26 protein-coding genes are annotated in these 25,210 nt (G+C 56.5%); 13 read left to right on the top strand and 13 right to left on the bottom strand.

The window, feature by feature from the left end; translation table 11 throughout:
* Window positions 1–13 precede the first annotated feature (13 nt).
* Together FHW74_RS14700 and FHW74_RS14695 are read left to right on the top strand one after the other, a co-directional pair.
* Complete coding sequence (locus FHW74_RS14700) at window positions 14–499, top strand: cold-shock protein (protein ID WP_183171142.1); 486 nt, start codon at window positions 14–16, stop codon at window positions 497–499.
* Between the two features lie 35 nt (window positions 500–534).
* Window positions 535–1,074, top strand: coding sequence for a DUF2058 domain-containing protein (locus FHW74_RS14695; protein ID WP_183171141.1), 540 nt, complete (start codon window positions 535–537; stop codon window positions 1,072–1,074).
* A gap of 85 nt (window positions 1,075–1,159) precedes the next feature.
* Here FHW74_RS14695 and pmrB read toward each other — a convergent pair whose 3' ends face one another.
* Genes pmrB through eptA form a run of 3 tightly spaced genes read right to left on the bottom strand, consistent with a single transcriptional unit; the run spans window position 1,160 to window position 4,541 of the window.
* A complete protein-coding gene (pmrB, locus tag FHW74_RS14690; protein ID WP_183171140.1) occupies window positions 1,160–2,233 on the bottom strand; it encodes a two-component system sensor histidine kinase PmrB in 1,074 nt (357 codons plus the stop codon).
* Entirely contained in the window at window positions 2,230–2,910 is a 681-nt protein-coding gene (gene pmrA, locus FHW74_RS14685) for a two-component system response regulator PmrA (RefSeq protein WP_183171139.1), read from the bottom strand. Before pmrA ends, pmrB begins: the two co-directional genes overlap by 4 nt.
* Window positions 2,907–4,541, bottom strand: a complete 1,635-nt coding sequence (gene eptA, locus FHW74_RS14680; protein ID WP_183171138.1) for a phosphoethanolamine transferase EptA — start codon at window positions 4,539–4,541, stop codon at window positions 2,907–2,909. The genes pmrA and eptA overlap by 4 nt, the downstream gene beginning before the upstream one ends.
* A 150-nt stretch (window positions 4,542–4,691) precedes the next feature.
* Between eptA and FHW74_RS14675 the strand changes: the two genes are divergently transcribed.
* Window positions 4,692–5,096 carry an NUDIX hydrolase gene (locus FHW74_RS14675; protein ID WP_183171137.1) on the top strand — a complete coding sequence of 135 codons (405 nt, stop codon included), beginning with the start codon at window positions 4,692–4,694 and terminating at the stop codon, window positions 5,094–5,096.
* Here the strand turns inward: FHW74_RS14675 and FHW74_RS14670 are convergent.
* Entirely contained in the window at window positions 5,093–5,500 is a 408-nt protein-coding gene (locus FHW74_RS14670) for an ASCH domain-containing protein (protein ID WP_183171136.1), read from the bottom strand. The genes FHW74_RS14675 and FHW74_RS14670 overlap by 4 nt on opposite strands.
* A gap of 472 nt (window positions 5,501–5,972) precedes the next feature.
* On the opposite strand from FHW74_RS14670, the gene mdtJ reads away from it, so the two are divergent.
* Together mdtJ and mdtI are read left to right on the top strand one after the other, a co-directional pair.
* A complete protein-coding gene (gene mdtJ, locus FHW74_RS14665) occupies window positions 5,973–6,335 on the top strand; it encodes a multidrug/spermidine efflux SMR transporter subunit MdtJ (RefSeq protein WP_183171135.1) in 363 nt (120 codons plus the stop codon).
* Window positions 6,322–6,651: a multidrug/spermidine efflux SMR transporter subunit MdtI gene (gene mdtI / locus FHW74_RS14660; protein ID WP_183171134.1), complete on the top strand. Its 330-nt coding sequence runs from the start codon at window positions 6,322–6,324 to the stop codon at window positions 6,649–6,651. The genes mdtJ and mdtI overlap by 14 nt, the downstream gene beginning before the upstream one ends.
* A 26-nt stretch (window positions 6,652–6,677) precedes the next feature.
* On the opposite strand, the gene FHW74_RS14655 is transcribed toward mdtI, so the two are convergent.
* The 3 genes from FHW74_RS14655 to FHW74_RS14645 all read right to left on the bottom strand — a co-directional run bounded on the left by FHW74_RS14655 (window position 6,678) and on the right by FHW74_RS14645 (window position 10,560).
* Window positions 6,678–7,496 (bottom strand): serine protease, encoded by an 819-nt coding sequence (locus FHW74_RS14655; protein ID WP_183171133.1) that lies wholly within the window; start codon window positions 7,494–7,496, stop codon window positions 6,678–6,680.
* 308 nt (window positions 7,497–7,804) lie between these two features.
* Entirely contained in the window at window positions 7,805–9,289 is a 1,485-nt protein-coding gene (locus tag FHW74_RS14650; RefSeq protein ID WP_183171132.1) for a carboxypeptidase M32, read from the bottom strand.
* Window positions 9,290–9,360: 71 nt separating this feature from the next.
* Window positions 9,361–10,560 (bottom strand): MFS transporter, encoded by a 1,200-nt coding sequence (locus FHW74_RS14645; RefSeq protein WP_370528040.1) that lies wholly within the window; start codon window positions 10,558–10,560, stop codon window positions 9,361–9,363.
* A 150-nt stretch (window positions 10,561–10,710) separates the two neighbouring features.
* Here FHW74_RS14645 and FHW74_RS14640 point away from each other — a divergent pair, with 150 nt between their 5' ends.
* From FHW74_RS14640 to bioD, 3 genes are all read left to right on the top strand, one after another.
* On the top strand, window positions 10,711–11,631 hold the full coding sequence (locus FHW74_RS14640) for a LysR family transcriptional regulator (RefSeq protein WP_183171130.1): 921 nt from the start codon (window positions 10,711–10,713) through the stop codon (window positions 11,629–11,631).
* A 106-nt stretch (window positions 11,632–11,737) separates the two neighbouring features.
* Window positions 11,738–12,955, top strand: coding sequence for a sugar metabolism global transcriptional regulator Mlc (gene mlc / locus FHW74_RS14635; RefSeq protein ID WP_183171129.1), 1,218 nt, complete (start codon window positions 11,738–11,740; stop codon window positions 12,953–12,955).
* A 123-nt stretch (window positions 12,956–13,078) separates the two neighbouring features.
* Window positions 13,079–13,759 carry a dethiobiotin synthase gene (bioD, locus tag FHW74_RS14630; RefSeq protein WP_183171128.1) on the top strand — a complete coding sequence of 227 codons (681 nt, stop codon included), beginning with the start codon at window positions 13,079–13,081 and terminating at the stop codon, window positions 13,757–13,759.
* Between the two features lie 35 nt (window positions 13,760–13,794).
* Here bioD and osmV read toward each other — a convergent pair whose 3' ends face one another.
* From osmV to osmY, 4 genes are read right to left on the bottom strand one after another with little or no spacing between them, the layout of a single operon-like run.
* Window positions 13,795–14,940 carry an osmoprotectant ABC transporter ATP-binding protein OsmV gene (gene osmV / locus FHW74_RS14625; RefSeq protein ID WP_183171127.1) on the bottom strand — a complete coding sequence of 382 codons (1,146 nt, stop codon included), beginning with the start codon at window positions 14,938–14,940 and terminating at the stop codon, window positions 13,795–13,797.
* The gene (gene osmW, locus FHW74_RS14620; RefSeq protein ID WP_183171126.1) at window positions 14,940–15,587 is read right to left on the bottom strand and encodes an osmoprotectant ABC transporter permease OsmW; all 648 of its coding nucleotides are present in this window, start codon (window positions 15,585–15,587) and stop codon (window positions 14,940–14,942) included. Before osmW ends, osmV begins: the two co-directional genes overlap by 1 nt.
* Window positions 15,588–15,599: 12 nt before the next feature.
* A complete protein-coding gene (gene osmX, locus FHW74_RS14615) occupies window positions 15,600–16,502 on the bottom strand; it encodes an osmoprotectant ABC transporter substrate-binding protein OsmX (RefSeq protein WP_183171125.1) in 903 nt (300 codons plus the stop codon).
* A gap of 22 nt (window positions 16,503–16,524) precedes the next feature.
* Window positions 16,525–17,205: an osmoprotectant ABC transporter permease OsmY gene (osmY, locus tag FHW74_RS14610; protein ID WP_370528039.1), complete on the bottom strand. Its 681-nt coding sequence runs from the start codon at window positions 17,203–17,205 to the stop codon at window positions 16,525–16,527.
* 524 nt (window positions 17,206–17,729) lie between these two features.
* Between osmY and FHW74_RS14605 the strand changes: the two genes are divergently transcribed.
* From FHW74_RS14605 to murP, 4 genes are all read left to right on the top strand, one after another.
* Window positions 17,730–19,622 carry an FAD/NAD(P)-binding protein gene (locus tag FHW74_RS14605; RefSeq protein ID WP_183171123.1) on the top strand — a complete coding sequence of 631 codons (1,893 nt, stop codon included), beginning with the start codon at window positions 17,730–17,732 and terminating at the stop codon, window positions 19,620–19,622.
* Between the two features lie 4 nt (window positions 19,623–19,626).
* Window positions 19,627–20,775, top strand: a complete 1,149-nt coding sequence (locus FHW74_RS14600) for a cytochrome c (protein ID WP_183171122.1) — start codon at window positions 19,627–19,629, stop codon at window positions 20,773–20,775.
* A gap of 276 nt (window positions 20,776–21,051) precedes the next feature.
* A complete protein-coding gene (gene murQ, locus FHW74_RS14595) occupies window positions 21,052–21,954 on the top strand; it encodes an N-acetylmuramic acid 6-phosphate etherase (protein WP_183171121.1) in 903 nt (300 codons plus the stop codon).
* A gap of 18 nt (window positions 21,955–21,972) precedes the next feature.
* Window positions 21,973–23,418 carry a PTS N-acetylmuramic acid transporter subunit IIBC gene (gene murP, locus FHW74_RS14590; RefSeq protein ID WP_183171120.1) on the top strand — a complete coding sequence of 482 codons (1,446 nt, stop codon included), beginning with the start codon at window positions 21,973–21,975 and terminating at the stop codon, window positions 23,416–23,418.
* A gap of 34 nt (window positions 23,419–23,452) precedes the next feature.
* Here murP and FHW74_RS14585 read toward each other — a convergent pair whose 3' ends face one another.
* Window positions 23,453–23,755, bottom strand: a complete 303-nt coding sequence (locus FHW74_RS14585; RefSeq protein ID WP_183171119.1) for a DUF1161 domain-containing protein — start codon at window positions 23,753–23,755, stop codon at window positions 23,453–23,455.
* A 109-nt stretch (window positions 23,756–23,864) separates the two neighbouring features.
* Between FHW74_RS14585 and FHW74_RS14580 the strand changes: the two genes are divergently transcribed.
* Window positions 23,865–24,575 (top strand): YnfC family lipoprotein, encoded by a 711-nt coding sequence (locus FHW74_RS14580; protein WP_183171118.1) that lies wholly within the window; start codon window positions 23,865–23,867, stop codon window positions 24,573–24,575.
* Window positions 24,576–24,601: 26 nt separating this feature from the next.
* Here the strand turns inward: FHW74_RS14580 and speG are convergent, their stop codons facing one another.
* Window positions 24,602–25,159: a spermidine N1-acetyltransferase gene (gene speG / locus FHW74_RS14575; protein ID WP_125295253.1), complete on the bottom strand. Its 558-nt coding sequence runs from the start codon at window positions 25,157–25,159 to the stop codon at window positions 24,602–24,604.
* Window positions 25,160–25,210 lie beyond the last annotated feature (51 nt).

The following is a 25,210-nucleotide window of genomic DNA, read 5'->3' as shown; positions in this document are numbered from 1 at the left end:
TAATCAGGCGGTAATGGCGATGAACGGAAAGATCACAACGTGGTTTAAAGATAAAGGTTTTGGATTTATCAAAGATGAGAACGGCGACAACCGCTATTTTCATGTGATTAAGGTCGCCAATCCGGAGCTGATTAAAAAAGACGCCGCGGTGACGTTCGAACCCACCACCAATAATAAGGGCCTGTCAGCCTATGCGGTGAAAGTGGTCCCGGAAAGCAAATACATCTTTATCGCGGGCGAGCGGCTGAAGCTCACGTCGATCAAATCTTATCTGGTTTACAGCGAAGAAGTGCCTGCCGATGCCCGCATCGATAAAGAGAATGCGGTGCTGTCTGTCGGCGCATTAATGAGCAGCATCCGACCTAAGTCCGCCGCAAAGCCGGGTGAAATGCGTACGCTGAAAAAGCTGGCGATTACCACCTTCCAGGGCTCGACGCTTATCTTTTCTGAAGATGAGATCGATATCGATGCCACGGTGAAAATGCTTAAATTAAAATAATCTGGACTGGATAACGGGCGAGCGTAGAGACGACGATGACAAAACTTACCTTACAAGAGCAGATGCTGAAAGCGGGCTTAGTGACCAGCAAAAAAATGGCAAAGGTCCAGCGCACGGCAAAAAAATCACGCGTTCAGGCGCGTGAAGCCCGCGAGGCCGTTGAAGAGAATAAGAAAGCGCAGCTTGAGCGGGACAAACAGCTCAGCGAACAGCAAAAGCAGGCGGCGTTATCGAAAGAATATAAAGCGCAGGTGAAACAGCTGATTGAAATGAACCGGATCACCGTGTCAAAAGGCGATATTGAGTTTAATTTCACCGATAACAACCTGATTAAAAAAGTCGTGGTGGATAAGACGACGCAGGCGCAGTTGATCAATGGTCGTCTTGCCATTGCGCGTTTAGCCGTAGAGGGTAAGGGCACCTTTGAATACGCGATTATCCCTGCCAGCGTGGCCGATAAAATCGCCCAGCGCGACGCGGACAGCATCGTACTCAATAGCGCGTTAAGCCAGGAACAGCAGGATGAAGACGATCCGTATGCCGATTTTAAAGTGCCCGATGATTTGATGTGGTGATGAGGGGCCAGCGCCACACGAAAGAGCAGTTTTTGGGAAGCTGTGTGGGTTGAGTCTGGTTCCGGCAACGCCAATTAGCGCCGCCTCACAGAAACTGCACCCGCGCCCGGCATCCCGGCCCGGGGTTGCGGTTATCGAGAATAAACCGCGCCTGGTGCAGTTGAACGATACGGGTGACGATGCTTAACCCCAGGCCAATCCCGCCATAGCGGCGGTCCATCCGCACAAAGGCTTTGCTGAGTTCGCCGCTTTGGGTTTCATCAATGCCCGGCCCTTCATCTTCCACCACCAGCAGCGGATGCGGGGCGGTTTCCACACGAATAAATACGGTGGTATTTTCCGGGCTGTAGCGATGGGCGTTTTCCACCAGATTACGCAGCATGGCGCGCAGCAGCGTCGCGTCGCCGCGCACTGTGACGTCCTGAGGAGCGTAAACGTGCAGCCTTTGATGGCGCGCGTGCAGCATGGCTTCAAATTCTGCCTGCATGGGTTCGATCACCTCCGCCAGTAACGGCACCTGTTGATACTCCCCGGAGGCGAAAGATTGCCCGACCCGCGCCAGTTGCAGCAGTTGGGATACGCTTTGGGTCATTTGATCGAGCCGCTGCAACAGCGGTTTCACCTCCACATGATGCGCCTTTTCGATCAGCTCCAGATGCAGCCTCAGCCCGGCTAACGGGGTGCGGAGTTCATGGGCGACATCGGCAGTGAACAGCCGCTCGCGCTCCAGCGTGACGGTCAGCCGCGACACCAGATGATTGATGGCGTGGGTGACCGCATCAATTTCCCGTACCGAACTCACGTAGCCGATGGGTTCAAGGTTATCTTCACTGCGGTTGTCGAGATGGCGCTGGAGTTCGAGCAGTGGTCGAGTGATCCATTTCACCGCCTGGAAACAGAGCAGCAGCGCCAGCGAAATCATCACCAGGCTGGGCAACGCCAGGCTGGCCACCGCTTCGACAATCTCTTTTTCGATGTGCCGCTGGTTATTACGGTTATGCAGCGCCTCGTCCACCAGAAAGGAAATCTGCTCTTTGCTTTCATGCCACAACCACACCACGCTGATGGCCTGGCACACCACCAGAATCAGGCCGATGGCCAGCAGCAGGCGAAAACGTAGCGTGCGGTGGCTTATCATCCGGGTGATCCATGCCCTCATAATGGTTCGTTTTCCTCGCCAGGCTTGATAAGCGCATAGCCAAAGCCGCGCACGGTGCGGATCGCCGCTTTGCCGATTTTGTCGCGCAGATTGTGGATATGCACTTCAAGGGTGTTAGTCGCGGGTTCATTGTCCCAGTTATAGATATCGTTATAGAGGATTTCCCGGTGTACCGGGTGGCCCGCTTTGAGCATCAAACGGCACAGAATGGCGTACTCTTTTGGCGTAAGCTCCACCTGCATGCCGTCGAGTTTGGCGATTCGGTGGGTCATATCCAGCGTCAGATTCCCCACTTCCAGGGTATTGTCCGCCTGGTTGGCGTGGCGGCGGATCAGGGCGCGAATGCGCGCCAGCAATTCGTCCAGCGCAAAGGGCTTGATCAGGTAATCATCGGCACCGGCATCCAGCCCGGCGATACGCTCATTCACCGAGTCGCGCGCGGTCAAAATTAACACTGGCAGCATCATTTTCTGGCGACGCAGGCGCAACAGCACGTGCAGACCGTCCTCATCGGGCAGACCTAAATCGAGGATCAGCAAGCTGTATTGCCCGGCCAGCAGGCTGGCCTGCGCCGCCTGGGCGGTAGAGACGCCGTCGCAGGCGTAACCTTCGCCCTGAAGCGCCATTACCAGCCCCTGCAATAGCAGCGCATCATCTTCTACAACCAATATTTTCATCGCGTTGTTCCCCTGCACGCCGCCACCAGATCGTCGGACGCAATATACTCTTTAGTTTGGGTACCCGTCAGTCCCAGCATGGTTGAAAACAAATTATCCTGTGAAGCATCCTGTGCGGCGCGTTTATTCAGGCAATCCCGATCCACAGCATAACGTTTTTGATAGTCATCGGATAACCATACCAGCATCGGGACATGTTTTTGGGTGGCCGGCGCGATGTGGTAAGGCAGCCCATGTAAATAGACGCCATCTTCGCCCAGCGACTCGCCGTGATCGGAGAGATAAACCAGGCTGGTGGTGAATTTATCCTGGTGCGCTTTCAGCGTATCGATCGCTTTCGACACGATGTAGTCCACATACAGCAGCGTGTTGTCATACGTGTTGGTCAACTGCTGCGCCGTACAGGTCTGGATCTGATTGGTGTCGCAAGTGGGGGTAAATTTACGGAACTGCGGCGGATAGCGGTTAAAGTAGGTCGGCCCGTGACTGCCGATGGTATGCAGGACAATCACGCCGTCGCCGGTAAGCTTATCGATGTACTCATCCAGCCCGTGGAACAGCACATCGTCATAGCATTCGCCGTCAATACACTGACCGGGCAGGTTCAGTTTGGTCATATCCTGATGGGGAACGCGATCGCACGCGCCCTTACAGCCGCCGTCGTTTTCGTTCCACAGTACCTGAATACCGGCGCGTTGAATAATATCCAGCATACCTTCCTGATGATGGGCCAGCGCCTCGTCGTAACGGGCGCGCGGCATATTGGAGAACATGCACGGAACAGAGACGGCGGTGGCGGTGCCGCAGGAGGTGGTATGCGGAAAGTACACCACGTCGCGCTGCGCCAGTTGCGGGTTAGTGTCTCGCGCGTAGCCGCCTAACGAGAAGTTATCCGCCCGGGAGGTTTCGCCGACGATTAAGATCGTCAGGTTTTTCTTGCCCTGGCGCATCAGCGGATTTTGCTTCGCGTCTTCGCCGATTTTTATCAGCGGCAGGTTGTCTTCCCGGTTATGCACATACCACGACCAGCCGGCGGTAACGGTATTGGAAGGGTTGATCGCTTTTACCAGCTCTTTGTTATTGCGAAACAGCGAGGCGTAATCTTTATAAAACAGCAGCGCCACCACGACCACGACGGCGGCGCAGGCGATCAGGCTCAGGGCGCGATGGGCAAATCGCCGCCAGGACGCGGCCTCTTTTATCCGTACCCAGAACGCCAGCATCGCCATCAGCACCCCGGAAAATACCAGCGTCAGCGCGAGTTGCGGCGTAAGCAGAGCGAAAGTTTCGGAGGCGGTGGTATCGAGCATATTCACGATCATTGACCGATCCATCACGATGCCATAGGTCAGGATAAAATATTGCGCCGAGGCGCTGACCAGAATAAACAGCGCGATCACCACCCGGTCCAGCTTCACCAGCGAGGCCAGCATCGCCACACTGCTGACCACGCAAAAAATCACCACCGGCATGGTGATAAACACCAGAATATTGCGCGGTGAGGTCAACGGAAACACGCTCAGCACCTGATGGTAAAAAGCGAAATTTAAAAACAGTGCGATATAGGCTGAAAACAGGCTGATAAACGCAATCCGACTCAGTGTCGGTCTTTTCAGGCGAGGAAACGGCATAAAAAGGACATCCAGTGATTTCAATGCGGGCAGGATGCCAAAGCAAAATTAGGAAAACCTTAAGGTGCTTAAGGTTGGCCGCGCGACTTGAAGCGTCGTCAAAAACCTTTTACTGTGCGGGCGGTCTGGGGCAGCAACAAAGGAGCATTTATGTCACCGCAAATTGGCGTTGGGGTACTGATTTTTCGTGATGGGAAGCTGCTGTTAGGACGGCGCAAAGGCAGCCACGGCGCGGCGACCTGGTCCGCGCCCGGCGGGCATCTGGAATATGGCGAAACGCCGGAAGCCTGCGCGAGCCGGGAAACAGAAGAAGAAACCGGGCTGATGCTGAACAGCCTGGAGGCAGGGCGGTTTGTCAGCGATGTGTTTCACGATGTGGGCAAACACTACATCACGCTGTTTATGGTGAGCCGCGACGCGCAGGGCGAGCCTGAATGCCGCGAGCCGGAAAAATGCGACGGCTGGGAATGGTTTTCCCCGGACGCGCTGCCGTCGCCACTGTTCGCCCCGCTGCAAACGCTGATTGCGCGTTACGGCCTGGACGCGCTGCGTTAAATCACTTCCACCAGTTCGAACTCCTCGAACACCAGTTCCATCTCTGGCGACCAGGTGCCTTCACGCTCGAAGAAGGCCTGGTGTGACGCCTGCCAGTAGCTCAGGCTGAGGTCGCCTTCGCCTTCGCGGCTTGCCAGCTCGGCGGTGACGTCGCAGTAGCGCACCACCCGTAGTACGGTGGTGCGGATCACGCATACCGGCTCGTCGCGTCCGTTAAGAATGATGTTGTAGCTGCCGGGCAGTATCGGCTCTTTAAGATAGGAGACCAGCGCACCGCAGCTGGCCCGCTTGCGTCCTTGTATCACCAGTGCGGCGAGCTCGTCGGCCATCTGTGGCGAATCGCCAAATCCCCAAATCGCTGCCAGGGGGTAACGTTGTTGAAGCCTGTGCAGGGTGGTTGTCATTTTTATTCCTTATTATTTACTGATTGCGAAAAAATCTCCGGCGGTATCAATAGCAGGGCGCGCTGAAAAAAGAAAATAAAATGTAGCTATGGCGCTAAAATAGCGCAATAACCGCATCTTCAGTAAAGAATTGCAAAGGCATTGAGTAAACCCAACGGCTATGGTTTAATTCCTGCGTGTTTAACTACCGAGGACAATTTTCATCCGCAACGAAGAGAAGCAATACCGCGGATAAGTTGGAAAATTATGGACAATCTGTTCAGGACGTTATTGTTATCCCCGCAAGTATTCTCCCTTTCTTATCATCAGTTTGGTGAACAGCACTGGCGCAACGCGCTTTAGTCCCTGCATGTGAATTCTGGCGTCTGCGCTGCGCGTAGCCACGCTCTCACTGTTATTTTTTCGGTTTGCCGTCATGAAATTATGGCGCGGCAGGCTGTGGCGAATTATTTTCTCATGCAGGAGAAAAAACATGTTTTATTGGGCTTTATTAGGTCTGGCGATTATTGCCGAAATTACCGGGACGCTGTCGCTAAAATGGGCCAGCCAGAGTGGAAGTTCCGGCGCGTTTATTTTTATGCTGGTGATGATCAGCCTGTCTTATATTTTCCTGTCGTTTTCCATTAAGCGTATCGCCCTTGGGGTGGCCTACGCGCTGTGGGAAGGGATCGGCATTTTAATTATTACCGTGTTCAGCGTTTGGTTATTTGATGAAAGCCTGTCGATGGGGAAAGTGGCCGGGTTGGCCACGCTGGTTGCGGGGATCGTGTTGATTAAATCGGGCACCCGCAAAGTGAAAAAGCCGCAGGTCGGGGGTTCCCATGTCGCAGTTTGAATGGATCCACGGCGCGTGGCTGGTACTGGCGATTGTGCTGGAAATCGCCGCTAACATCTTTCTGAAATTCTCCGACGGTTTTCGCCGCCCGCTGTATGGTGTGTTTTCGCTGGTGGCGGTGCTGGCCGCGTTCAGCGCACTCGGGCAGGCGGTGAAGGGCATCGAGCTTTCCGTGGCTTACGCCTTGTGGGGCGGGTTCGGTATCGCCGCCACCGTTGCGGCGGGCTGGGTCCTGTTCGGCCAGCGCCTTAACCGCAAAGGTTGGGCCGGTTTAGCCCTGCTGCTGGTGGGGATGGTATTGATTAAACTCGCCTGACGCTCTGAACCGCGCCGTCGCGATCGCTATTGGGCCAGCTGTTCCAGCTTCTCCCTGAATCCGGTGACCGAGATGGCGCGGTTATCCGCGCGCCAGCGGTCTTTGGCCGCAGGCGCCGAGCTTTGTACGCCAATCAACTGCCAGCCGTTTTCGGTATGGAGCATCAGTGGGGAACCGCTATCGCCGGGCAGGGTATCGCACTGATGTGATAACACCGATTTCTGCGCCCACCCCGTGACGATGCAATCCTGATGGCTGTAGAGATTATCCAGATGATCTTCCGGATAACCCGCCTGGGTGACTTTGCGGTCAGCAGTTTTTAATGCGGCGGTAAGATCTGCCCGGTCGCCGGTAAACAGCGGCAGCGGGGTAATCGCTGACGGCGGATTACGCAGCACAATCAAACCAAAATCATCCGGGGCGGCGGAGGGCGGGACGATCCAACCGTCGCCGTCGGGCTTAAGCCGTCTGCCCAGGTTCCATTCCACGCGGCCTTCAATGCCGTGAATTTCATAACGCCATTTGCCCTTAAGCGACACAAAACGCAGCGCCACCGGTTTATCGAGCTTGCCGCGCGGCGGGGCCAGCAGGCAGTGCCCGGCGGTGAGCGCCAGATGCGAGGAGATCAGCGTCGCGGTGCACAGATTGCCGCTTTCGGTCTCCAGTTGGCCGATGGCGTCCCACGGCGCTTGCGTTGGATTGGTGATGCGCTGGCGGTCATCATGACCGAAAAACAGCGTCTTTACCTCGTTAGCTGTCGCTTCCGGCGGCTCGCCGACGTCCGCATGGGCAGGACAAATGCTCAGAAAAACGGTTCCCAGAATTAACACAACGGTTTTGCGCATATCACTCTCTGGTGGGGCAATTATGATTATTAAAGTAAACCCATTGATGTAGATTATAGACGGGCTGGTGATAAAGAGGGAACAAAATCAGCATGCTACGGGGCTTTACCAGTAGAACGAGGCCGATACGACGGCGCACAAAATGAGAGAGACAAAAAGGATCTCGAACAGATAACGACGCATCTGACCCTGCCTTTTGCGATAAGCGATGGGGGCACTATAGTGCTGATACTGAAGGGGTTCCGTGAGGCAGTGGTTACGGCGTGTAACGCAATGTACAGCGCCGGGCGTTAACCCGGCGCGGCGTTTTACAAATAGCGGGTTTCCAGATGCTTTCTGAAGTAGTGCGGATTCAGATCTTCGCCGGTGGCGTTCACCACCAACTGCGCCGTGGTAAAGCGGCTGCCGTGCTGCCAGATGTTCTGGCGCAGCCAGTCGAACAGGGCCGTGAAGTCGCCGTTGGCGATATCCCGCTCAAGGGACGGCAACGCCCGGCGGGCGGCGTGGAACAGTTGGGCGGCGTACATCGCGCCTAACGTATAAGACGGGAAGTAGCCGAATCCGCCGTCGGTCCAGTGAATATCCTGCATACAGCCGTTACGGTAATCGCCTTTGGTCGATAGCCCCAGCCAGGCCTGCATCTTCTCATCCCATAGCGCCGGAATATCTTCCACCTCGATTTCGCCTTCAATCAGCGCCCGCTCAATTTCATAACGCAGCACCACATGCGCGGGATAACTCACCTCATCGGCATCTACCCGAATATAGCCCGGCTTAACGCGCTGGTTCCAGGCGATGTAGTTATCACGCTCAAACGCAAGCTGATCGCCAAAACGCGCGGTGATGTGCGGCAACAGGCGGGTAAGGAACGCTTCGCTGCGCCCCAACTGCATTTCGAAAAACAGGCTTTGCGATTCATGCAGCGCCGTCGAACGCGCCAGGGCCACCGGCTGACCCAGCCACTCGCGCGGCAGGTTTTGCTCGTAGCGGGCGTGGCCGGTTTCATGGATCACGCCGAACAGCGCGCTGAACAGTTCGTTTTCGTTATAGCGCGTGGTGATGCGCACGTCTTCCGGTACGCCGCCGCAGAACGGATGGGCGCTGACGTCCAGCCGTCCGCCGTCAAAATCAAATCCCAGCAGTTTCATGGCATCCAGCCCTAACTCGCGCTGCTGCGCGGTGGGGAACGGGCCCTGCGGGGCAATCAACGTTTTCCGCGCCTGTTTCTCGCTGGCCTGAGCCAGTAAATCCGGTAGCCAGCTTTTCAGATCGCCGAACAGGACGTCGAGACGCGCGCTGGTCATATCCGGCTCGTAGATATCCAGCAGAGCGTCATAGCGTGAACCACCACGCTGTGCGGCACGCAGCGCCGCCTCTTCGCGGCTGTACTTCACCACCTGTTTGAGGTTCTCCGCAAAGCCTTGCCAGTCATTATTGGGGCGCTGGGTGCGCCAGGCGTGTTCGCAGCGGCTGCCCGCCAGAGACTTCGCTTCGACCAGCGATTCCGGCAGCAGCGCCGCCTGCTGGTACTGGCGGGTCATTTCACGCAGGTTGGCACGTTCCAGATCGTTTAAATCTTCCTGCTCTGCGTCGGCCAGCGCCCGCGCCACCTCCTGGCTGGTGAGGATTTGGTGGCACAGCACGCTCATTTCCGCCAGCGCTTCGGAACGCGCCTTGCTGCCGTTGGGCGGCATCATGGCGAACATGTCCCAACCGGCAATGGCGGAAAGGTGGGAGAAGCGCGACAGGCGAGCAAAGGTTTTGGTAAGTTTTTGATAATGAGTGTTTTCCATAAAGCCTCGTGTGCAGGTAGTGCGTAGTGTGAAAAGTAACACTACCGGGGCGGAAACACGAGGCCCGGAAATCAGCGCGCGCGGTGGTGCAACCGCCAGCCGGTGAGGATCGCCAGCAACAGCAGCAGGGCGATAAAGCCGCCGACGCCGTTCCAGCCGTAGCGGTGCCAGAACACCCCGCCGAGCGTACCGGCCACGCTGGAGCCCGCGTAGTAGCTAAACAGGTACAGCGACGAGGCCTGGCCTTTGGCGCGTTTCGCGCGGTGGCCGATCCAACTGCTGGCGACGGAATGCGCGCCAAAGAACCCCGCCGAAAACAGCAGCATCCCGGCAAATATTACCCACAGCGACGGCAGCAGGGTTAACAGCAGCCCCAGCAGCATAATGCCGGTAAAACTGACCATCACCGGGCCGCGCCCGTAGCGCACCGACAGCGCGCCGGCTTTCGGCGAACTCCAGGTGCCGGTGAGATAGGCCACGGACAGCAGGCCCACCACCGCCTGGCTGAGATGCCACGGCGACAGCATCAGGCGGTAGCCGATGTAGTTAAACAGCGTGACGAACGCGCCCATCAGCAGGAAACCCACCGCGAACAGCAGCGGCAGGCCGTCGTCCCGGCAGTGCAGGCGGAAGTTGATAAACAGGCTTTTGGGCCGCAGCGAGGCGGGCCGAAAATGACGTGATGCGGGCAGGATTTTCCAGAACATCAGCGCCGCCGCCAGCGCAAAACAGCCGATCGCGCCTACCGCCACACGCCAGTCGAAGAAATCGGTGATCACGCCGCTCAGCAGCCGTCCACTCATCCCGCCGATGGAGTTACCGCTGATGTACAGGCCCATGGAGAACGCCACAAAGCTCGGGTGGATCTCTTCGCTTAAATAGGTCATGCCCACCGCCGCCACGCCGCTCAGCGCCAGGCCAATCAGCGCGCGCATGATCAAAATGCCGTGCCAGCTGGTCATCTGGGTGGAGAGCAGCGTACAGCAGGAGGCCAGGAGCAACGCGGTGACCATGACATTTTTACGCCCGATCGCATCGGAAAGCGGCCCGGTAAACAACAGCCCCAGCGCCATGAGTCCGGTGGCGATAGAGAGCGAAATACTGCTGCTGGCCGGGGAGACGCCAAACTCATGGGATAACACCGGCAGGATCGGCTGCACGCAGTAGAGCAGGGCAAACGTCGCCAGACCGGCGGAAAATAGCGCCAGCGTTACGCGCATAAACTGCGGCGTACCGCGGGTAATAAATGAAGCGGGCTGAGGGGCGTTAATAACGTCTGGCTGAACAGCCGAATCAGGCGAGACGGTGGATGTACGGCTCAAAACAGATCCTTGTGGATAACGGAACAGGCTACAAACAGAGTAGAAAGCGCCAAATATTCTGTCTAATATATTAATAATCTCAAATGATATGTTTTAGATATGAATATCGAACTGCGGCATTTGCGTTATTTCGTGGCGGTGGCGGAAGAACTCCACTTTGGCCGGGCGGCGGCGCGGCTGAATATTTCCCAGCCGCCGCTCAGCCAGCAAATTCAAATCCTGGAAGCCCAGGTCGGGGCGAAGCTGCTGGCGCGCACCAATCGCAGCGTCAGCCTGACGGCGGCGGGGGCGCAGTTTCTCAGCGACAGCCGCCAGATTTTAAACCAGGTGGAGGCGGCGGCGGTGCGCGCGGCGCGCCTGCATCAGGGGGAAACCGGCGAGTTGCGCATTGGCTTCACGTCTTCCGCGCCGTTTATTAAACCGATTTCCGATAGCCTGTCGCGGTTTCGCAGGGGGTATCCGGATGTGCATTTACAGACCCTGGAAATCAATACCCGGGCGCAAATCGCGCCGCTGAATGAGGGGAAGCTGGAATTAGGGTTGATGCGCAATACCCCGTTGCCTGACACCCTCGACTGGCAGCTCATTTTACGTGAACCCCTGATGGCGATGGCGCACCGCGATAACCCACTGGCGGCGAAGCCCGCCATTTCGCTGCGTGAGCTGGCAGATCAGCCGTTTGTGTTTTTTGATCCCCACGTCGGCACCGGGCTGTATGACGATATTCTCGGCTTACTGCACCGTTATGAGGTCCAGCCGCAGATTGCCCAGGAGGTGGGCGAGGCAATGACCATTATCGGTCTGGTGGCCGCCGGTCTGGGGGTGTCGATCCTTCCGGCATCATTCCAGCGCATTCAACTGAATGAAATGCGTTGGGTGCCGATAACCGAAGCGGACGCGGTTTCAGAAATGTGGCTGGTTTGGTCGAAACATCACGAGAAAAGCGCCGCCGCCCTGCGGTTTATGCAGCTGTTGAACGATGCGCTCAGCGTGCAAAAAAACAGCGCAACGCCACGCTAAAATGTGCTGTAAATCACAACCATGACTAAAAATTTGACGGCTCGTGTTGATGTGCTTCACCATAGCGTAAATTTATTTCGAAGCCCGAAAATAAAGGGAGATTGCAGTGGTTGCTGATAGTCAACCGGGCCATATTGATCAGATTAAACAGACGAATGCCGGTGTGGTCTATCGTCTGATAGACCAACTTGGCCCGGTGTCACGTATAGATCTTTCGCGTCTGGCGCAGCTGGCTCCGGCCAGTATCACTAAAATCGTCCGCGAAATGATTGAAGCGCACCTGGTGCAGGAAACCGAAATCCAGGAGCCGGGCAGCCGTGGCCGTCCGGCGGTGGGGTTGATGGTGGAAACCGAAGCCTGGCACTATCTGTCGGTGCGTATTAATCGTGGGGAAATCAACCTTGCGCTACGCGATCTCAGCAGCAAACTGGTAGTCGAAGAGCAACTGGCGCTGGCGCAGCAGGATAGCCATCCGCTGCTTGAGCGCATCATCACCCATATCGATCAGTTCTTTATTCGCCATCAGCAAAAGCTTGAGCGGCTGACGGCCATCGCCATTACGCTACCGGGCATTATCGATACCGAAAACGGCGTCGTGCATCGCATGCCGTTTTATGACGTGCAGGAAATGCCGCTCGGCCCGGCGCTGGAAAACCGCACCGGGGTGCCGGTGTTTATTCAGCACGACATCAGCGCCTGGACCATGGCGGAATCGCTGTTTGGCGCATCGCGCGGCGCGCGGGATGTGATTCAGGTGGTGATCGACCACAACGTCGGCGCGGGCGTGGTCACCGATGGCCGCCTGTTACACGCCGGTAGCAGCAGCCTGGTGGAAATCGGCCATACCCAGGTCGATCCCTACGGTAAACGCTGCTACTGCGGCAACCACGGCTGCCTGGAAACCATCGCCAGCATTGACAGCGTGCTGGAGCTGGCGCAGCAACGTATGAACCAATCCATGGGATCGATGCTGCACGGCCAGCCGCTGAATGTGGATACCCTGTGCGAGGCGGCGCTGAAAGGCGATTTACTGGCGCGGGATATTATCGTCGGGGTAGGGACAAACGTCGGCCGCATTCTGGCGATTATGGTTAACCTGTTTAATCCGCAGAAAATCTTGATTGGTTCGCCGCTCAACCGGGCGTCGGATATTTTGTTTCCGGCAATCGCCGATTGTATCCGCCAGCAGGCGCTGCCCGCTTACAGTCGCAATACGGTGGTGGAGAGCACCCAGTTTACCAATCAGGGCACGATGGCGGGGGCAGCGCTGGTCAAAGACGCGATGTATACGGGATCGCTGCTGATTCGTCTGTTGCAGGGTTAACAACCTTTCATAATCCACTAAAAATTGCGCTATCTCAAACTGACTCCAGACATCTTCTCTTAGACTTTCGCTATTGAATTATTCCGAATCAATAGATTTTAAGAGCATAACCTGGAGTTTGTGATGTTTAAGCGTTTCTTTGTTACGGGTACAGATACAGCTGTTGGTAAAACGGTCGTTTCCCGTGCGCTGCTTCAGGCCCTGGCGGCGGAAGGGAAAAGCGTAGTGGGTTTCAAACCGGTCGCCAAAAGCAGTAAAGAGACGCCGGAGGGGTTACGCAATAAAGACGCCCTGGTGTTGCAAAGCGTGTCCACTCTGGCACTGCCTTATTCCATGATCAATCCGATTGCGCTGAGCGAAGATGAAAGCAGCGTGGCGCACAGTTTCCCCATCAATTATCCGTTATTGACCGATACGCTGAGCCAGCTCAGCGCTAAGGCCGATCACGTGGTGGTGGAGGGCACCGGCGGCTGGCGCAGCCTGATGAACGATTTGCGTCCGCTGTCGGAGTGGGTGGTTCAGGAGCAGTTGCCGGTGGTGATGGTGGTGGGGATCCAGGAGGGGTGCATCAACCACGCCCTGCTGACTGCCCAGGCGATTGCCAGCGATGGGTTGCCGCTGGTGGGTTGGGTGGCGAACCGTATCAATCCCGGCCTGGCGCACTACGCGGAAATCATTGAGGTGCTGAGTAAAAAAATCCCGGCGCCGTTAATGGGGGAATTGCCGTATTTGCCGCGCGCCGAGCAGCGCGAGCTGGCCCAGTACATTCAACTGCCTGTCAATCCCGTCAAACTGAGCGCCTGATTATCAAAAGGGATACTGTCGTATCCCTTTTTGCTTTATTCCCCGTGAATATTCAACGCCCGGCGGGTTCGCCCTGAACTTAAATAGTCGGCGATATAGTCCTGGGAAATTTCCCCGCTGTAGCGCCCGTCTTCGTCGACAATCGGCATCCATACCGTGTTGTGCTCATACAAGCGCGACAACACCACGCGCAGGTTGTCCTCCGCCTTGCCGGTGATACGGAACGGATGCAGGATATCGCCGCACACGCCCGTCGCGCCGCGCGCTTCCCGGCGCTTCACGAAGCCAATCGGTTTGGACGCGTTATCTACCACGGTAACCGAGCGCTGATCGTTATCATCCATAATCGCGAAGGCTTCTGATAACGGCGTCGATGCCTGCACCGTGATGGTCGGCTGCTGGTCGGTAACGTCGCCGGCCTGTACCAGCAGCAGGCGCTTCAGGGTACGGTCCTGGCCCACAAACGAACCGACAAACTCATTGGCCGGTTTCGCCAGCAGTTCATCCGGACTGGCGCACTGGACGATGCGACCCTGGCGGAACACCGCGATACGGTCGCCGAGCTTGAGCGCTTCATCAATATCATGGCTCACCAACATCACGGTCTTTTTAAGCTGGCGCTGCATTTCCAGGAACTGGTTCTGGATCACTTCGCGGTTGATCGGGTCGACCGCGCCGAAAGGCTCATCCATCAGCAGCACCGGCGGATCCGCCGCCAGGGCGCGAATCACGCCGATACGCTGCTGCTGCCCGCCGGACATCTCTTTAGGGTAGCGGTGGAGAAATTTTTTCGGGTCCAGCGCCACCATGTCCATCAGTTCCGCCGCCCGCGCCTGATAGCGGGCTTTATCCCAGCCCAGCATACGCGGCACCACGGTAATGTTCTCCTCAATGGTCATATTGGGGAACAGACCGATTTGCTGGATCACATAGCCAATGTTGCGGCGCAGCGTCACGGTATCCATCTCTTTGGTGTCTTTACCGTTGATCATAATCGTGCCGCTGCTGGGGGCGATAAGCCGGTTAATCATTTTCAGCGTGGTGGTTTTGCCGCAGCCGGAGGGGCCGAGCAGCACGCACATTTCACCTTCCGGCACGTTAAGATTAACGTTATCCACGGCTTTAAAGGTCTGGCCGTTTTTCTGCGTGAACTGTTTGGTGAGGTTTTCCAGTTTTATCATTATCGTATCCCCTTGGGAGTCAGCAGCACCTGTAAGCGGTGCAGCATCCAGTCAAGTACAATCGCCAACAGGCAAATCATTACCGCACCTGCGATCAGCATACGGATGTCGCTGCCGCCGATGCCGTTAAGCAATAACAACCCCAGGCCGCCTGCGCCGATCACCGCCGCAATCGCCATCACGCCGATATTCATCACCACCGCGGTGCGAATACCGCCGAAGATCACCGGCAGGGCAATCGGGATTTCCACCCAGCGCAGACGCTGCCAGAACGTCATGCCGATGCCGCGCCCGGCTTCGCGCAGCCCCGGCGGCAGGCTCTCCAGCGCGGTGTGGGTGTTGCGCACAATCGGCAGCAGCGAGTAGAGAAACACCGCCGTAACGGCAGGCACCGCGCCAATACCCTGACCGATCAGCGAAAACAGCGGGATCATCAGGCCGAACAATGCGATGGACGGGATAGTCAGCATCACAGTGGCGATGCCGAGAACCGGCGTCGCCAGCCATTTATGGCGCACAATCAGCACGCCGAGCGGAACGCCAATCACAATCGCCATACCAACCGCCAGACCAACCAGCCACAGATGCTGGAAGGTCAGCTCGCCGATATACCCGGCGTTATCCATCATGTAATGAATCGTCTCCATCGGGTCGCCTCCTTAAAGCAGCTTGTGCTGTTGCAGAAATTCGCGCGCCACTTTCTGGGGCGATTCATGGTCGATATCCACCCTGGCGTTGAGGGTAGAGATCACATCGTTATTCAACAGGCCGGAAAGGGTATTCAGCGCATCGTCCAGACCCGGGTTGGCATCAAGGATCGGTTTACGCACCACCGGGGTAACCGCGTAGCTGGGGAAGAAGCCTTTGTCATCTTCCAGTACCTTCAGGTCAAAGCCTTTGACGCGCCCGTCGGTGGTGTAGATCAGCCCGGCATCGACAAACCCGTCGCGGATGGCGTTGTACACCAGGCCCGGGTCCATCTGGCGGATTTGCGGGCGGTCCAGATGCATGTTGTAAGCCTGCTGCAACGGCTTCATGCCATCGCTACGCCCGGCGAATTCCAGGTCGAGACCCAGCAGCCAGTTGTTTTTCGGGTCATGCTCGCGCAAGTCGTCCATCCGTTGCACCATCTGCGACAGGGTCGTGATCCCTTCTTTTTCGGCCCGCTTACGCTGCATGGCAAAGGCATAGGTGTTGTTCATATCCGCCGGTTTCAGCCACACCAGCCCGAGTTTTGCGTCGAGGCGTTTGACCGTGTCATAGGACTCCTGCGGGGTCATGCGCTTATCGATTTTGTTAAAGATAATCAGCGACGTGCCGGTGTATTCCCAGGTGATATCAATCTGGTTATTGACCATCGCATTACGGGAGATAACCGCCGCAATATTGGTTTTCGGCTGGACCTGGAAGCCTTTCTTTTGCAGATACATCGTGGTCATGGCGGAAAGGATATGCTGCTCAGTAAAGCCTTTGGTCGCCAGCACAATCGGCGCGGCCTGCGCCGCGCTGGCGAACAGGGCTGTTGCCGTGAGGGCGGCAAGCAGGCGGGACAATAATTTCATGGTTCGCTCCTTGTTATTATTATCAGGCGGTGTGCGGGCTCATCAGGCGGCCAAGCCCCGCCAGCGCTAAATCCAGAATCATAGCGAACAGCGCCGTGGCGGCCGCGCCGAGAATCAGCGTTGGGAAATCGTTCAGATAGATGCCGGGGAAAATCAGTTCGCCGTAGCTGCTGGCGCCAATCAGAAATGCCAGCGGCGCGGTTCCGACGTTAATCGCCGTGGCGATACGGATACCGGACAGCATCACCGGCCACGCATTGGGCAGCTCGACCTGGCGCAACTGTTGCCAGCGCGTCATGCCGATGCCTTTGGCGGCTTCAATCAACGAGGCGGGGACCGAGCACAACCCGGCGTAGGTGTTACGCACGATGGGCAGCAGCGACGCGAGGAATAACGCGATGATCGCCGGACGGTCGCCGATGCCGATAATCACCATTGCCAGCGCCAGTACCGCCAGCGGCGGTAACGTATTACCAATATTAAAGATTTGCATCACGTATTCAGCAAACCGCCGGGCGGCGGGGCGGCTGAGCAAAATTCCGCTGGGAATACCCACGGCCAGCGCCAGCGCCATTGAAGTGAACACGAGGATCAAGTGCTGTTTCCCGAGATAAAGTAAATCGACCTGACGAGCTCTGACGGTCTCCATGCCGACGCCCCAGACGATTAAGCCTGCCACGACGATCAGTGCAACCAGCGCCATCACGGCGCGAAGTGCGAGGTTTTTATGCATTGCGGTGTGTCTCCCTGAGCACGCTTTATCGAATTGTTATGCCTTGTGTTGGCAGGGTGTTAAGAGCTATAGCAATGCGTCGGGAATGATTCCAGTTTGTTAACCATCAACCGGGTGATGGTTTTTCGGTGAATCATTAGTTTTACCTTATGGCGACTGGTAGATGCGCCGCTGGCAGGAATTATCTTAAAACCGGGTGGTAGTAGTGACGTTGTCACAAATTCCGGTGTGTTCAGATGGCGCGTAAGATCTAATTTTTAAATATTTGTTGCGCAAACGAAGCGGTAATGCGCTAAATATATTAAATATCAGTGTTTATGAGGTTGTTGCGTTAGCCTGTTAGTGACGCTTCGTTACCGCATTTCGTCTGTCCTTTCTTTCATCCCCTTTGCGAAAGCCGTCGCGCCAGGGCGATACCGTTTAAGAAAAATAACAACACCGCAAAACTGTATTGCGGTTTTGCGCTGAATACTGAAAGCAAAACAGGGTGTTATATGGCAATTACCAGACGTGATTTTCTCAATGGCGTGGCGATCACTATCGCTGCGGGGTTGACGCCGCTTGACTGGGTACGGGCTACCGGTAAATCCAGCGCGTTTATCCAGGAGGATTATTATCCGCCGGGCCTGACCGGCCTGCGCGGCAACCATCCCGGCTCTTTTGAAACAGCCCATGCGCTGGGTCGCGAACATCAACGATTTAAGCTGGACAGTTTACCCGTGGAGGAGAGCTGGGATCTGGTGATCGTCGGTGGCGGGATCAGCGGCCTGGCCGCCGCCTGCTTTTGGCAGCAGCAGATGGGCAGGCAGAGTAAAATCCTGGTGCTGGATAACCACGACGATTTTGGCGGCCATGCCAAACGTAATGAATTCACGGTTGATGGCAAATCGCTGATTGCCTATGGCGGCAGCGAATCGTTCCAGTCGCCTGCGAATAACTTCAGTGAAGAGGCGAATAAATTACTGGCCGATGTGGGTATTAGCGTCACCCGGATGAAACAGGGGTTTGACGTTAATTTTTACCCCGACCATAAACTGAGCCGCGGCGTCTTTTTTGATAAAAAGAACTTTGGCGAGACGAAAATCGTCAGCGGCGACCCCGGACGGGCGGTCTCTGACGATATTCCTCACGATCGGCTGAATGGCCGGCCCATTGACGAATTTATCAATGACTTTCCCCTGAGCGAATCCGACCGCAAGGCGCTGATCGACCTGCACGTGAAACCTGCGGATTATCTGGCGGGCATGACGGTGGAAGAGAAAAGCGAATGGCTGGACAACCACAGCTACCGTGAATTTCTGTTAACCAAAGTAGGGTTGAGCAAAATGGCGGTGCTCTATTTCCAGCAGCGCTCGAATGACTTTTTCGCCATCGGGATTGAGGGGATCACCTGTAGCGATGCCCGCGCCTGCGCATTACCGGGAATGGAAGCGATGGGGCTGCCGCCGTTAGATGGCGAAGCGCTCGCCGACCTGGAAGAGCCTTATGTGTACCATTTTCCTGATGGCAATGCCGGGCTGGCGCGCCTGCTGGTCAAGTATTTGATCTCGGATGCTCTGCCTGGCACCACCATGGAAGACTCCATCAAGGCGCGTCTCAACTATGCCGCGCTGGACCGGCCGGAAAACCCGGCGCGTATCCGTCTGAGTAGCGTGGTGGTGAATGCCGCTAACACCCCTGACGGCGTGCTGGTGACCTATTTGCGCGACGGGAAACCTCATCGCGTGCTGGGGCGCAAAGCAGTGATGGCGGGCTATAACATGATGATCCCGTACCTGGTGCCGGAAATGCCAGAGCAGCAGAAGGCCGATCTGCGTTTGAACGTCAAAGCGCCGCTGGTGTATACCAACGTGGTGATCAAAAACTGGCGCGCGTTCCAACAGCTCGGTATTCATGAATTTTATTCGCCCGCCGCGCCCTACAGCCGCGTCAAGCTTGATTACCCGGTCAGCCTCGGCGGTTATCAGCATCCCGCATCGCCTGACGACCCGATGGTGCTGCATATGGTCTATGTGCCGACCTATCCCGGCAGCAATATGAGCGCGCGCGAGCAGTTCCACAAAGGGCGCGCTTTTTTGCTGGGTACCGCGTTTGAAGAGCACGAAAAGATGGTCCGTGAGCAATTACAGGAGATGCTGGGCGGGGCTGGCTTCGACCACCAGCGGGATATCGCCGGGATCACCGTTAACCGTTGGGCGCACGGCTATGCCTATTACGCGACGGCGCTGTTTGATGATATGGATGAAATGCCGACCATCATTGAGCGGGCGCGTAAGCCTGTTGGGCGCATCGCCATCGCGAATTCCGATGCCGCCTGGGATGCCTATGCCCATGCCGCTATCGATCAGGCCTGGCTGGCCGTTAACGAACTTAAGGCGATGGGGTGAAGCGATGCGTAACTTACTGATTGCAGCCGGGATATTTTGGTCTGCCGCAAGCCTGGCGGCCCATCCTGAGGGTGAGTATGTGGCGCGCGTGGCGGATTGTATGGCCTGCCACACCACCGCAAACGGCGCGCCAATGGCGGGAGGCAAAGCCTTCCCGACACCGCTGGGCGATATTTACTCAACCAATATTACCCCCGATAAAACGCATGGCATTGGCCGTTACAGCTATGCGGATTTCGAAAAAGCGTTGCGCCAGGGGATCGCTAAAGACGGGCATCCGCTCTATCCGGCGATGCCGTATCCTTCTTATGCGAAGCTTTCCGATGCGGATCTGCGTGCGCTGTATGACTACATGATGCAGGATGTGCCGCCGTCGGCGACCGCCAACAAAGAGTCTGAGATACCCTGGCTGCTTTCCGCGCGCTGGCCATTACATCTCTGGAATGCGTTTTTTACCGATTCGCCGCAACCTGCGCCTGCGAACGCGTCTGACGCCCTGAAACGCGGCGCTTATCTGGTCGCTGGCCCTGGGCACTGCGGCGCCTGTCATACCCCGCGTGGTTTCGCCATGCAGGAGAAAGCCTATGACGACAGCGACGCCGCGTTTTTGAGCGGAGCAATGATTGACGGCTGGTACGCGCCGTCGTTGCGCGGTCTTAACCTGTCAGCAGAAGAATTAAAATCTCTGTTGTTAATTGGCCGCAGTAAGCACGCCGCGGTATCGGGTTCGATGAGCGAGGTGGTGACGCAAAGCACCCAGTATCTGAGCGAGACGGATGCCGACGCCATTGCGCAGTATCTTCTGAGCCTGAAGGGAGCCACGCCGCCGCGGCAGGCGCAAAGTAGTCAGCGCGCATCGTCGTCTGATGCCGGCAAGACAGTTTACCTGCGCTACTGTTCTACGTGCCATGGAGAGCAAGGCAAGGGAACGGACGACAATGTGCCGTCGTTGGTGAACAATCCGATGGTGCAGGCGGACGATCCCGGATCGCTGGTCAGAATTATTGTCGACGGCGCGGAAACGCCCACCACGCGTGGCAACGTTTCGTTCAAAATGCCTGCGTATCGCGGCACGCTCAGTGACCAGCAGATCCGCGATGTCACTGACTATGTGCGCGGCGCCTGGGGCAATGGTGCAGGCGCTGCACAGTAGTTCGTTAATGAGCGCGTAGCCGTTACTGGTTACGCGCTCTGATTGGATGCCGACATTCGATAGTAATAAAAAATTCCTTTGATCCGCTAAAAAAAATTACTCAATCTTTCCAGTTAAAACAGCTTGTTTTCAATTGATTATACTGATCTTCTTATTTCAACCTCTTTTTCTGTCCGATATGCTCATTCACCCTGAAACAAGGTAATGTGACAATATTCACATGCGTGGAATAAAATATTCCTTACACTCTGACCATATTGAAAAGAAGAGGCCATTATGAGTATCGATTTAAGCCAGTTATTGACCGAACGCCGCAACCCGGCAAGCGCCAACATTGATACGCTCTCCACCCTGGAGATGCTGACCGTGATCAATAACGAAGATCGCCGCGTGCCGGAGGCGATTACGCCCTATCTGCCGCAAATCGCCCAACTGGTGGATCGCGTGGCGCAGGCGTTTGCGCAGGGCGGGCGGTTGATTTATATCGGCGCGGGCACGTCGGGCCGTCTCGGCATTCTCGATGCCAGCGAATGCCCGCCAACGTTCGGCACCCGTCCTGAGCAGGTGGTCGGGATCATCGCGGGCGGCCATAAAGCCATTTTAAGCGCGGTGGAGAATGTGGAAGATAACCGCGAACAGGGCGCAGCGGATCTGCAAGCGCTGAATTTTAGCGCCAACGATGTGTTGGTGGGCCTCGCGGCCAGCGGCAGAACGCCTTACGTTTTAGGGGCGATGGTTTATGCAAAATCCCTGAACGCCTGCGTCGCGGTAGTGAGCTGCAACCCGCAGAGCGAAATGGCGGCGCTGGCGGATATCGCCATCACCCCGGCGGTCGGCCCCGAAGTGGTCACCGGCTCGACGCGTCTGAAAGCGGGCACCGCCCAGAAGCTGGTGCTGAATATGATCACCACCGGAGCCATGATCCGCAGCGGCAAGGTGTACAGCAATCTGATGGTGGATGTGGAAGCCACCAATGCCAAACTGATCGAACGGCAGATTTCCATCGTGATGGATGCCACCGATTGCGATCGCGATACGGCGCAGGCGGCGCTCCAGCAGTGCAACCGCCATTGTAAAACCGCCATTGTGATGGTGCTGTCGGGCCTTGACGCCGCGCAGGCTAAAGCAGTGCTGGAACAACATAACGGATTTATTCGCCTGGCGTTACACAACGCCTAACCGCCTTAAGGAAAAATAATGGCAAAAATAACCAGCGAGATGATAGCGCGTATTACGCAAGCGGTTGGCGGCGGGGCAAACGTGGCGCAATGCGGTAACTGTATGACGCGGCTGCGGCTGACATTGCGCGATGATACCCGCGCCGACGTCGCGGCAATCCGCCAAATCCCCGGCGTGCTGGGCGTGATTGAAAGCGACGAGCAGTTCCAGATCGTTCTCGGCCCCGGTAAAGCCCAGGCGGCGGCGGAAATGATGCATCACTATCTGGAAAGCGCGCCCGCCGACGCCGTGCACGAAAGCCAGACGTTGCAAGAAATCGCGGCGCAGAAAAAGCAGCAGCTGAAAGGCAAGCAGACCAGCAGCGTGCAGAAGTTCCTGGCGAAGTTCGCCACTATCTTTACGCCGCTGATCCCAGGGTTTATCGCCGTGGGGCTGCTGCTGGGGTTCGCGACGCTCGCCGAGCAACTCTTCGTGCTGGGCAAACCGTCACCCAACGGCGCGCTGGTGGAAACCATCAGCTATATGAAAGTGTTCAGCAAAGGGATGTTTACGTTTCTGAGCATCCTGATTGGCTACAACGCGCAAAAAGCGTTCGGCGGTTCGGGCGTCAACGGGGCGATCATCGCCGCGCTGTTCGTGCTTGGATATAACCCCGATGCCACCGTGGGCTTCTATTCCGGCATCTCTTCATTCTTTGGTCACACCATCGATCCGCGCGGCAACATTATCGGCGTGCTGATTGCTGCCATCCTTGGGGCGTGGGTTGAGAAGCGGGTGCGCAGTATTATGCCTGCCAATCTGGATATGATTTTAACCTCCGCCGTGACGCTGCTAATTATGGGCGCGGTGACCTTTATTGTGATTATGCCGGTGGGGGGTTACCTGTTTAGCGGCATGTCCTGGCTGTTCCTGCACCTTAACGGCAACCCGTTTGGTTCGGCGGTGCTGGCGGGGTTGTTTCTGCTGGCGGTGATGTTCGGTGTCCATCAGGGATTTGTGCCGGTCTATTTCGCGCTGATGGAAGCGCAGGGCTTCAACTCGCTGTTTACCATTCTGGCGATGGCCGGGGGCGGCCAGGTTGGGGCGGCGCTGGCATTGTATGTACGCGCCAGGGAAGAGGCGCTGCTGCGCACCCAGATCAAAGGGGCGATTATCCCGGGATTATTGGGCATCGGCGAGCCGCTGATTTACGGCGTGACGCTGCCGCGCGTGAAGCCGTTTATCACCGCCTGTCTCGGCGGGGCCTGCGGCGGATTCTTTATTGGCCTGGTGGCCTGGATGGGTCTGCCGGTAGGGCTGAATACGGTGTTTGGTCCGTCAGGGCTGGTGGCGCTGCCGCTGATGACCTCGGGCAGCGGCATCTACGCCGGGATGGCGGTCTATGCGGCGGGCCTGCTGGTGGCCTACGTGTCCGGGTTTATTCTGACGTGGTTGTTCGGCAGTAAAAATATCGATTTAAGTTAACCGCTTCCTCCGGCGGCAGGCCGGAGGAAGAGCGTTACTGCGGCTCGTTCTGCGAGCCATCCTGCGCCGCTGACGGGTTGCCCGGCGCATTACCGCTGCTGGTACGGGTATAGAGGATTTTGTGTGTATCGTTGGCGCAATGTCCCACGACCTGCGCATCCACCTGATCAACCTGATCGCCAGGCACAATCGTTAAGCTAAAGCTGGTTTCCGGTACGCCGTTATTGATGATTCGCTGCTGAATGTCGGCCTTCACCCGTTCGCACGACTCAGGCGCGGCGAATGCCGGTGCCGCTGAAATTAACAAACAGGCGCCAATCCAGGATAAACGCTTCATATCAATCTCCTTTTTGGTCGGGCTCAGGTCTAAGCATAGCAGCCATAGTGTCAATCTCTGTATTTGCTTATATCATAAGCGTTGTTTTCAGACGGGAGGAAGCCCAAGCGTGAAGCCACAGATCCTGATAATAGCGGTATCGGCAGCCCTGAGCGGCTGTGACAATTCGCAAGGGCCTATTGCCTATACGCCTGAAATGGCAAGTTTTTCTAATGAATTTGACTTTGATCCGCTGCGCGGGCCGGTTAAAGATTTCAGCCAGACGTTGATCAATGATAAGGGTGAAGTGACCCGGCGGGTAAGCGCGACGTTATCGGAAGAAGGGTGTTTCGATTCGCTGGAGTTTCACGATCTGGACGCCAATACCGGCGCAGCGCTGGTACTGGATGCCAACTATTATCTGGAAGCCAATTCCGGCGAAAAGCGGGTAAAACTGCAGGGCAAATGCCAGCTGGCGGAATTACCGGCTGTCGGGTTGCTGTATGACACCGACGACAACGGTTTTGTGGTGGCGGCGCGCAGCAAAGAGGCGACCATAAACTACCGCTACGATGAAGAGGGCTATCCGCTGGGGAAAAAGACCCAGGCGAAAGCCTCGACGCTGGCGGTGGATGCCAAAGCCGCCGCCGATAAGCGTAAGAAACTCGATTATCAGTCGGTGAGCACGCTCAATGATAAAGCCATCGCGCGCGCTAAGCAGGCCTGCAAATACGATAGCTTTTTCAATCCGGTAAGCTGCACGCTGGATATCACCGACGAGAGCGTCACGCCGCCGTCGCTCCACCATTTCACCATTAAAAATACCATTGAATACTATTGATCCCGCGACAGCGCCGCGGGAGAGGTTTACTGCGCGGTCGGTTTTAAAATGCTGCCCTGGGTTTTGTGTTCCGCCAGGTATTGATGCTGGAAAATGCACATTCGGATAGTGTTGCGGTATTCGCCATTGATAAAGAACTCGTGCACCAGCTCGCCCTCTACCGTAAAGCCCAGTTTGCGGTAGATGTGGATCGCTTTGACGTTCTCTTTATCGACGATCAAATACAGCTTGTAGAGATTCAGCACCGTAAAGCCGTAATCCATCGCCAGTTTAGCGGCGCGCGACGCCAGGCCTTTGCCCTGATGCTCGGGAGAGATAATGATTTGAAATTCCGCGCGGCGGTGAACGTGGTTAATCTCCACCAGTTCCACTAATCCGGCCTTGTCGCCATCGCACTCAACGACGAAGCGCCGTTCGCTTTGATCGTGAATATGTTTGTCATACAGATCGGAAAGCTCCACGAAGGCTTCGTAAGGCTCCTCAAACCAGTAGCGCATCACGCTGGCGTTGTTATCAAGTTGATGGACGAAGCGCAAATCTTCCCGCTCAAGCGGACGAAGTTTGACGGAATACTCGCTGGGCATGGTAAATCCTTTTGTAGCAGGTGAAACAAGGGCCCCCGCGGGAGCCCTGAG

Source organism: Atlantibacter sp. RC6, assembly GCF_014193285.1.
GTDB lineage: Bacteria > Pseudomonadota > Gammaproteobacteria > Enterobacterales > Enterobacteriaceae > Atlantibacter.
Note: the sequence above shows the minus strand (reverse complement) of the source record. Positions and strands in the feature narration are given on the sequence as shown.

What these genes read in the sequence shown, in the direction of transcription:
- FHW74_RS14650 (WP_183171132.1), bottom strand. Translation starts at nt 9,289, where the DNA reads ATGGAAAACACTCATTATCAAAAACTTACCAAAACCTTTGCTCGCCTG.
- FHW74_RS14675 (WP_183171137.1), top strand. Translation starts at nt 4,692, where the DNA reads ATGTCACCGCAAATTGGCGTTGGGGTACTGATTTTTCGTGATGGGAAG.
- osmV (WP_183171127.1), bottom strand. Translation starts at nt 14,940, where the DNA reads ATGATAAAACTGGAAAACCTCACCAAACAGTTCACGCAGAAAAACGGC.
- pmrB (WP_183171140.1), bottom strand. Translation starts at nt 2,233, where the DNA reads ATGAGGGCATGGATCACCCGGATGATAAGCCACCGCACGCTACGTTTT.
- murP (WP_183171120.1), top strand. Translation starts at nt 21,973, where the DNA reads ATGGCAAAAATAACCAGCGAGATGATAGCGCGTATTACGCAAGCGGTT.
- FHW74_RS14600 (WP_183171122.1), top strand. Translation starts at nt 19,627, where the DNA reads ATGCGTAACTTACTGATTGCAGCCGGGATATTTTGGTCTGCCGCAAGC.
- FHW74_RS14670 (WP_183171136.1), bottom strand. Translation starts at nt 5,500, where the DNA reads ATGACAACCACCCTGCACAGGCTTCAACAACGTTACCCCCTGGCAGCG.
- FHW74_RS14605 (WP_183171123.1), top strand. Translation starts at nt 17,730, where the DNA reads ATGGCAATTACCAGACGTGATTTTCTCAATGGCGTGGCGATCACTATC.
- osmY (WP_370528039.1), bottom strand. Translation starts at nt 17,205, where the DNA reads ATGGCGCTGGTTGCACTGATCGTCGTGGCAGGCTTAATCGTCTGGGGC.
- FHW74_RS14700 (WP_183171142.1), top strand. Translation starts at nt 14, where the DNA reads ATGGCGATGAACGGAAAGATCACAACGTGGTTTAAAGATAAAGGTTTT.
- osmX (WP_183171125.1), bottom strand. Translation starts at nt 16,502, where the DNA reads ATGAAATTATTGTCCCGCCTGCTTGCCGCCCTCACGGCAACAGCCCTG.
- pmrA (WP_183171139.1), bottom strand. Translation starts at nt 2,910, where the DNA reads ATGAAAATATTGGTTGTAGAAGATGATGCGCTGCTATTGCAGGGGCTG.
- mdtI (WP_183171134.1), top strand. Translation starts at nt 6,322, where the DNA reads ATGTCGCAGTTTGAATGGATCCACGGCGCGTGGCTGGTACTGGCGATT.
- bioD (WP_183171128.1), top strand. Translation starts at nt 13,079, where the DNA reads ATGTTTAAGCGTTTCTTTGTTACGGGTACAGATACAGCTGTTGGTAAA.
- FHW74_RS14640 (WP_183171130.1), top strand. Translation starts at nt 10,711, where the DNA reads ATGAATATCGAACTGCGGCATTTGCGTTATTTCGTGGCGGTGGCGGAA.
- eptA (WP_183171138.1), bottom strand. Translation starts at nt 4,541, where the DNA reads ATGCCGTTTCCTCGCCTGAAAAGACCGACACTGAGTCGGATTGCGTTT.
- FHW74_RS14655 (WP_183171133.1), bottom strand. Translation starts at nt 7,496, where the DNA reads ATGCGCAAAACCGTTGTGTTAATTCTGGGAACCGTTTTTCTGAGCATT.
- speG (WP_125295253.1), bottom strand. Translation starts at nt 25,159, where the DNA reads ATGCCCAGCGAGTATTCCGTCAAACTTCGTCCGCTTGAGCGGGAAGAT.
- murQ (WP_183171121.1), top strand. Translation starts at nt 21,052, where the DNA reads ATGAGTATCGATTTAAGCCAGTTATTGACCGAACGCCGCAACCCGGCA.
- mdtJ (WP_183171135.1), top strand. Translation starts at nt 5,973, where the DNA reads ATGTTTTATTGGGCTTTATTAGGTCTGGCGATTATTGCCGAAATTACC.
- FHW74_RS14585 (WP_183171119.1), bottom strand. Translation starts at nt 23,755, where the DNA reads ATGAAGCGTTTATCCTGGATTGGCGCCTGTTTGTTAATTTCAGCGGCA.
- FHW74_RS14695 (WP_183171141.1), top strand. Translation starts at nt 535, where the DNA reads ATGACAAAACTTACCTTACAAGAGCAGATGCTGAAAGCGGGCTTAGTG.
- osmW (WP_183171126.1), bottom strand. Translation starts at nt 15,587, where the DNA reads ATGGAGACGATTCATTACATGATGGATAACGCCGGGTATATCGGCGAG.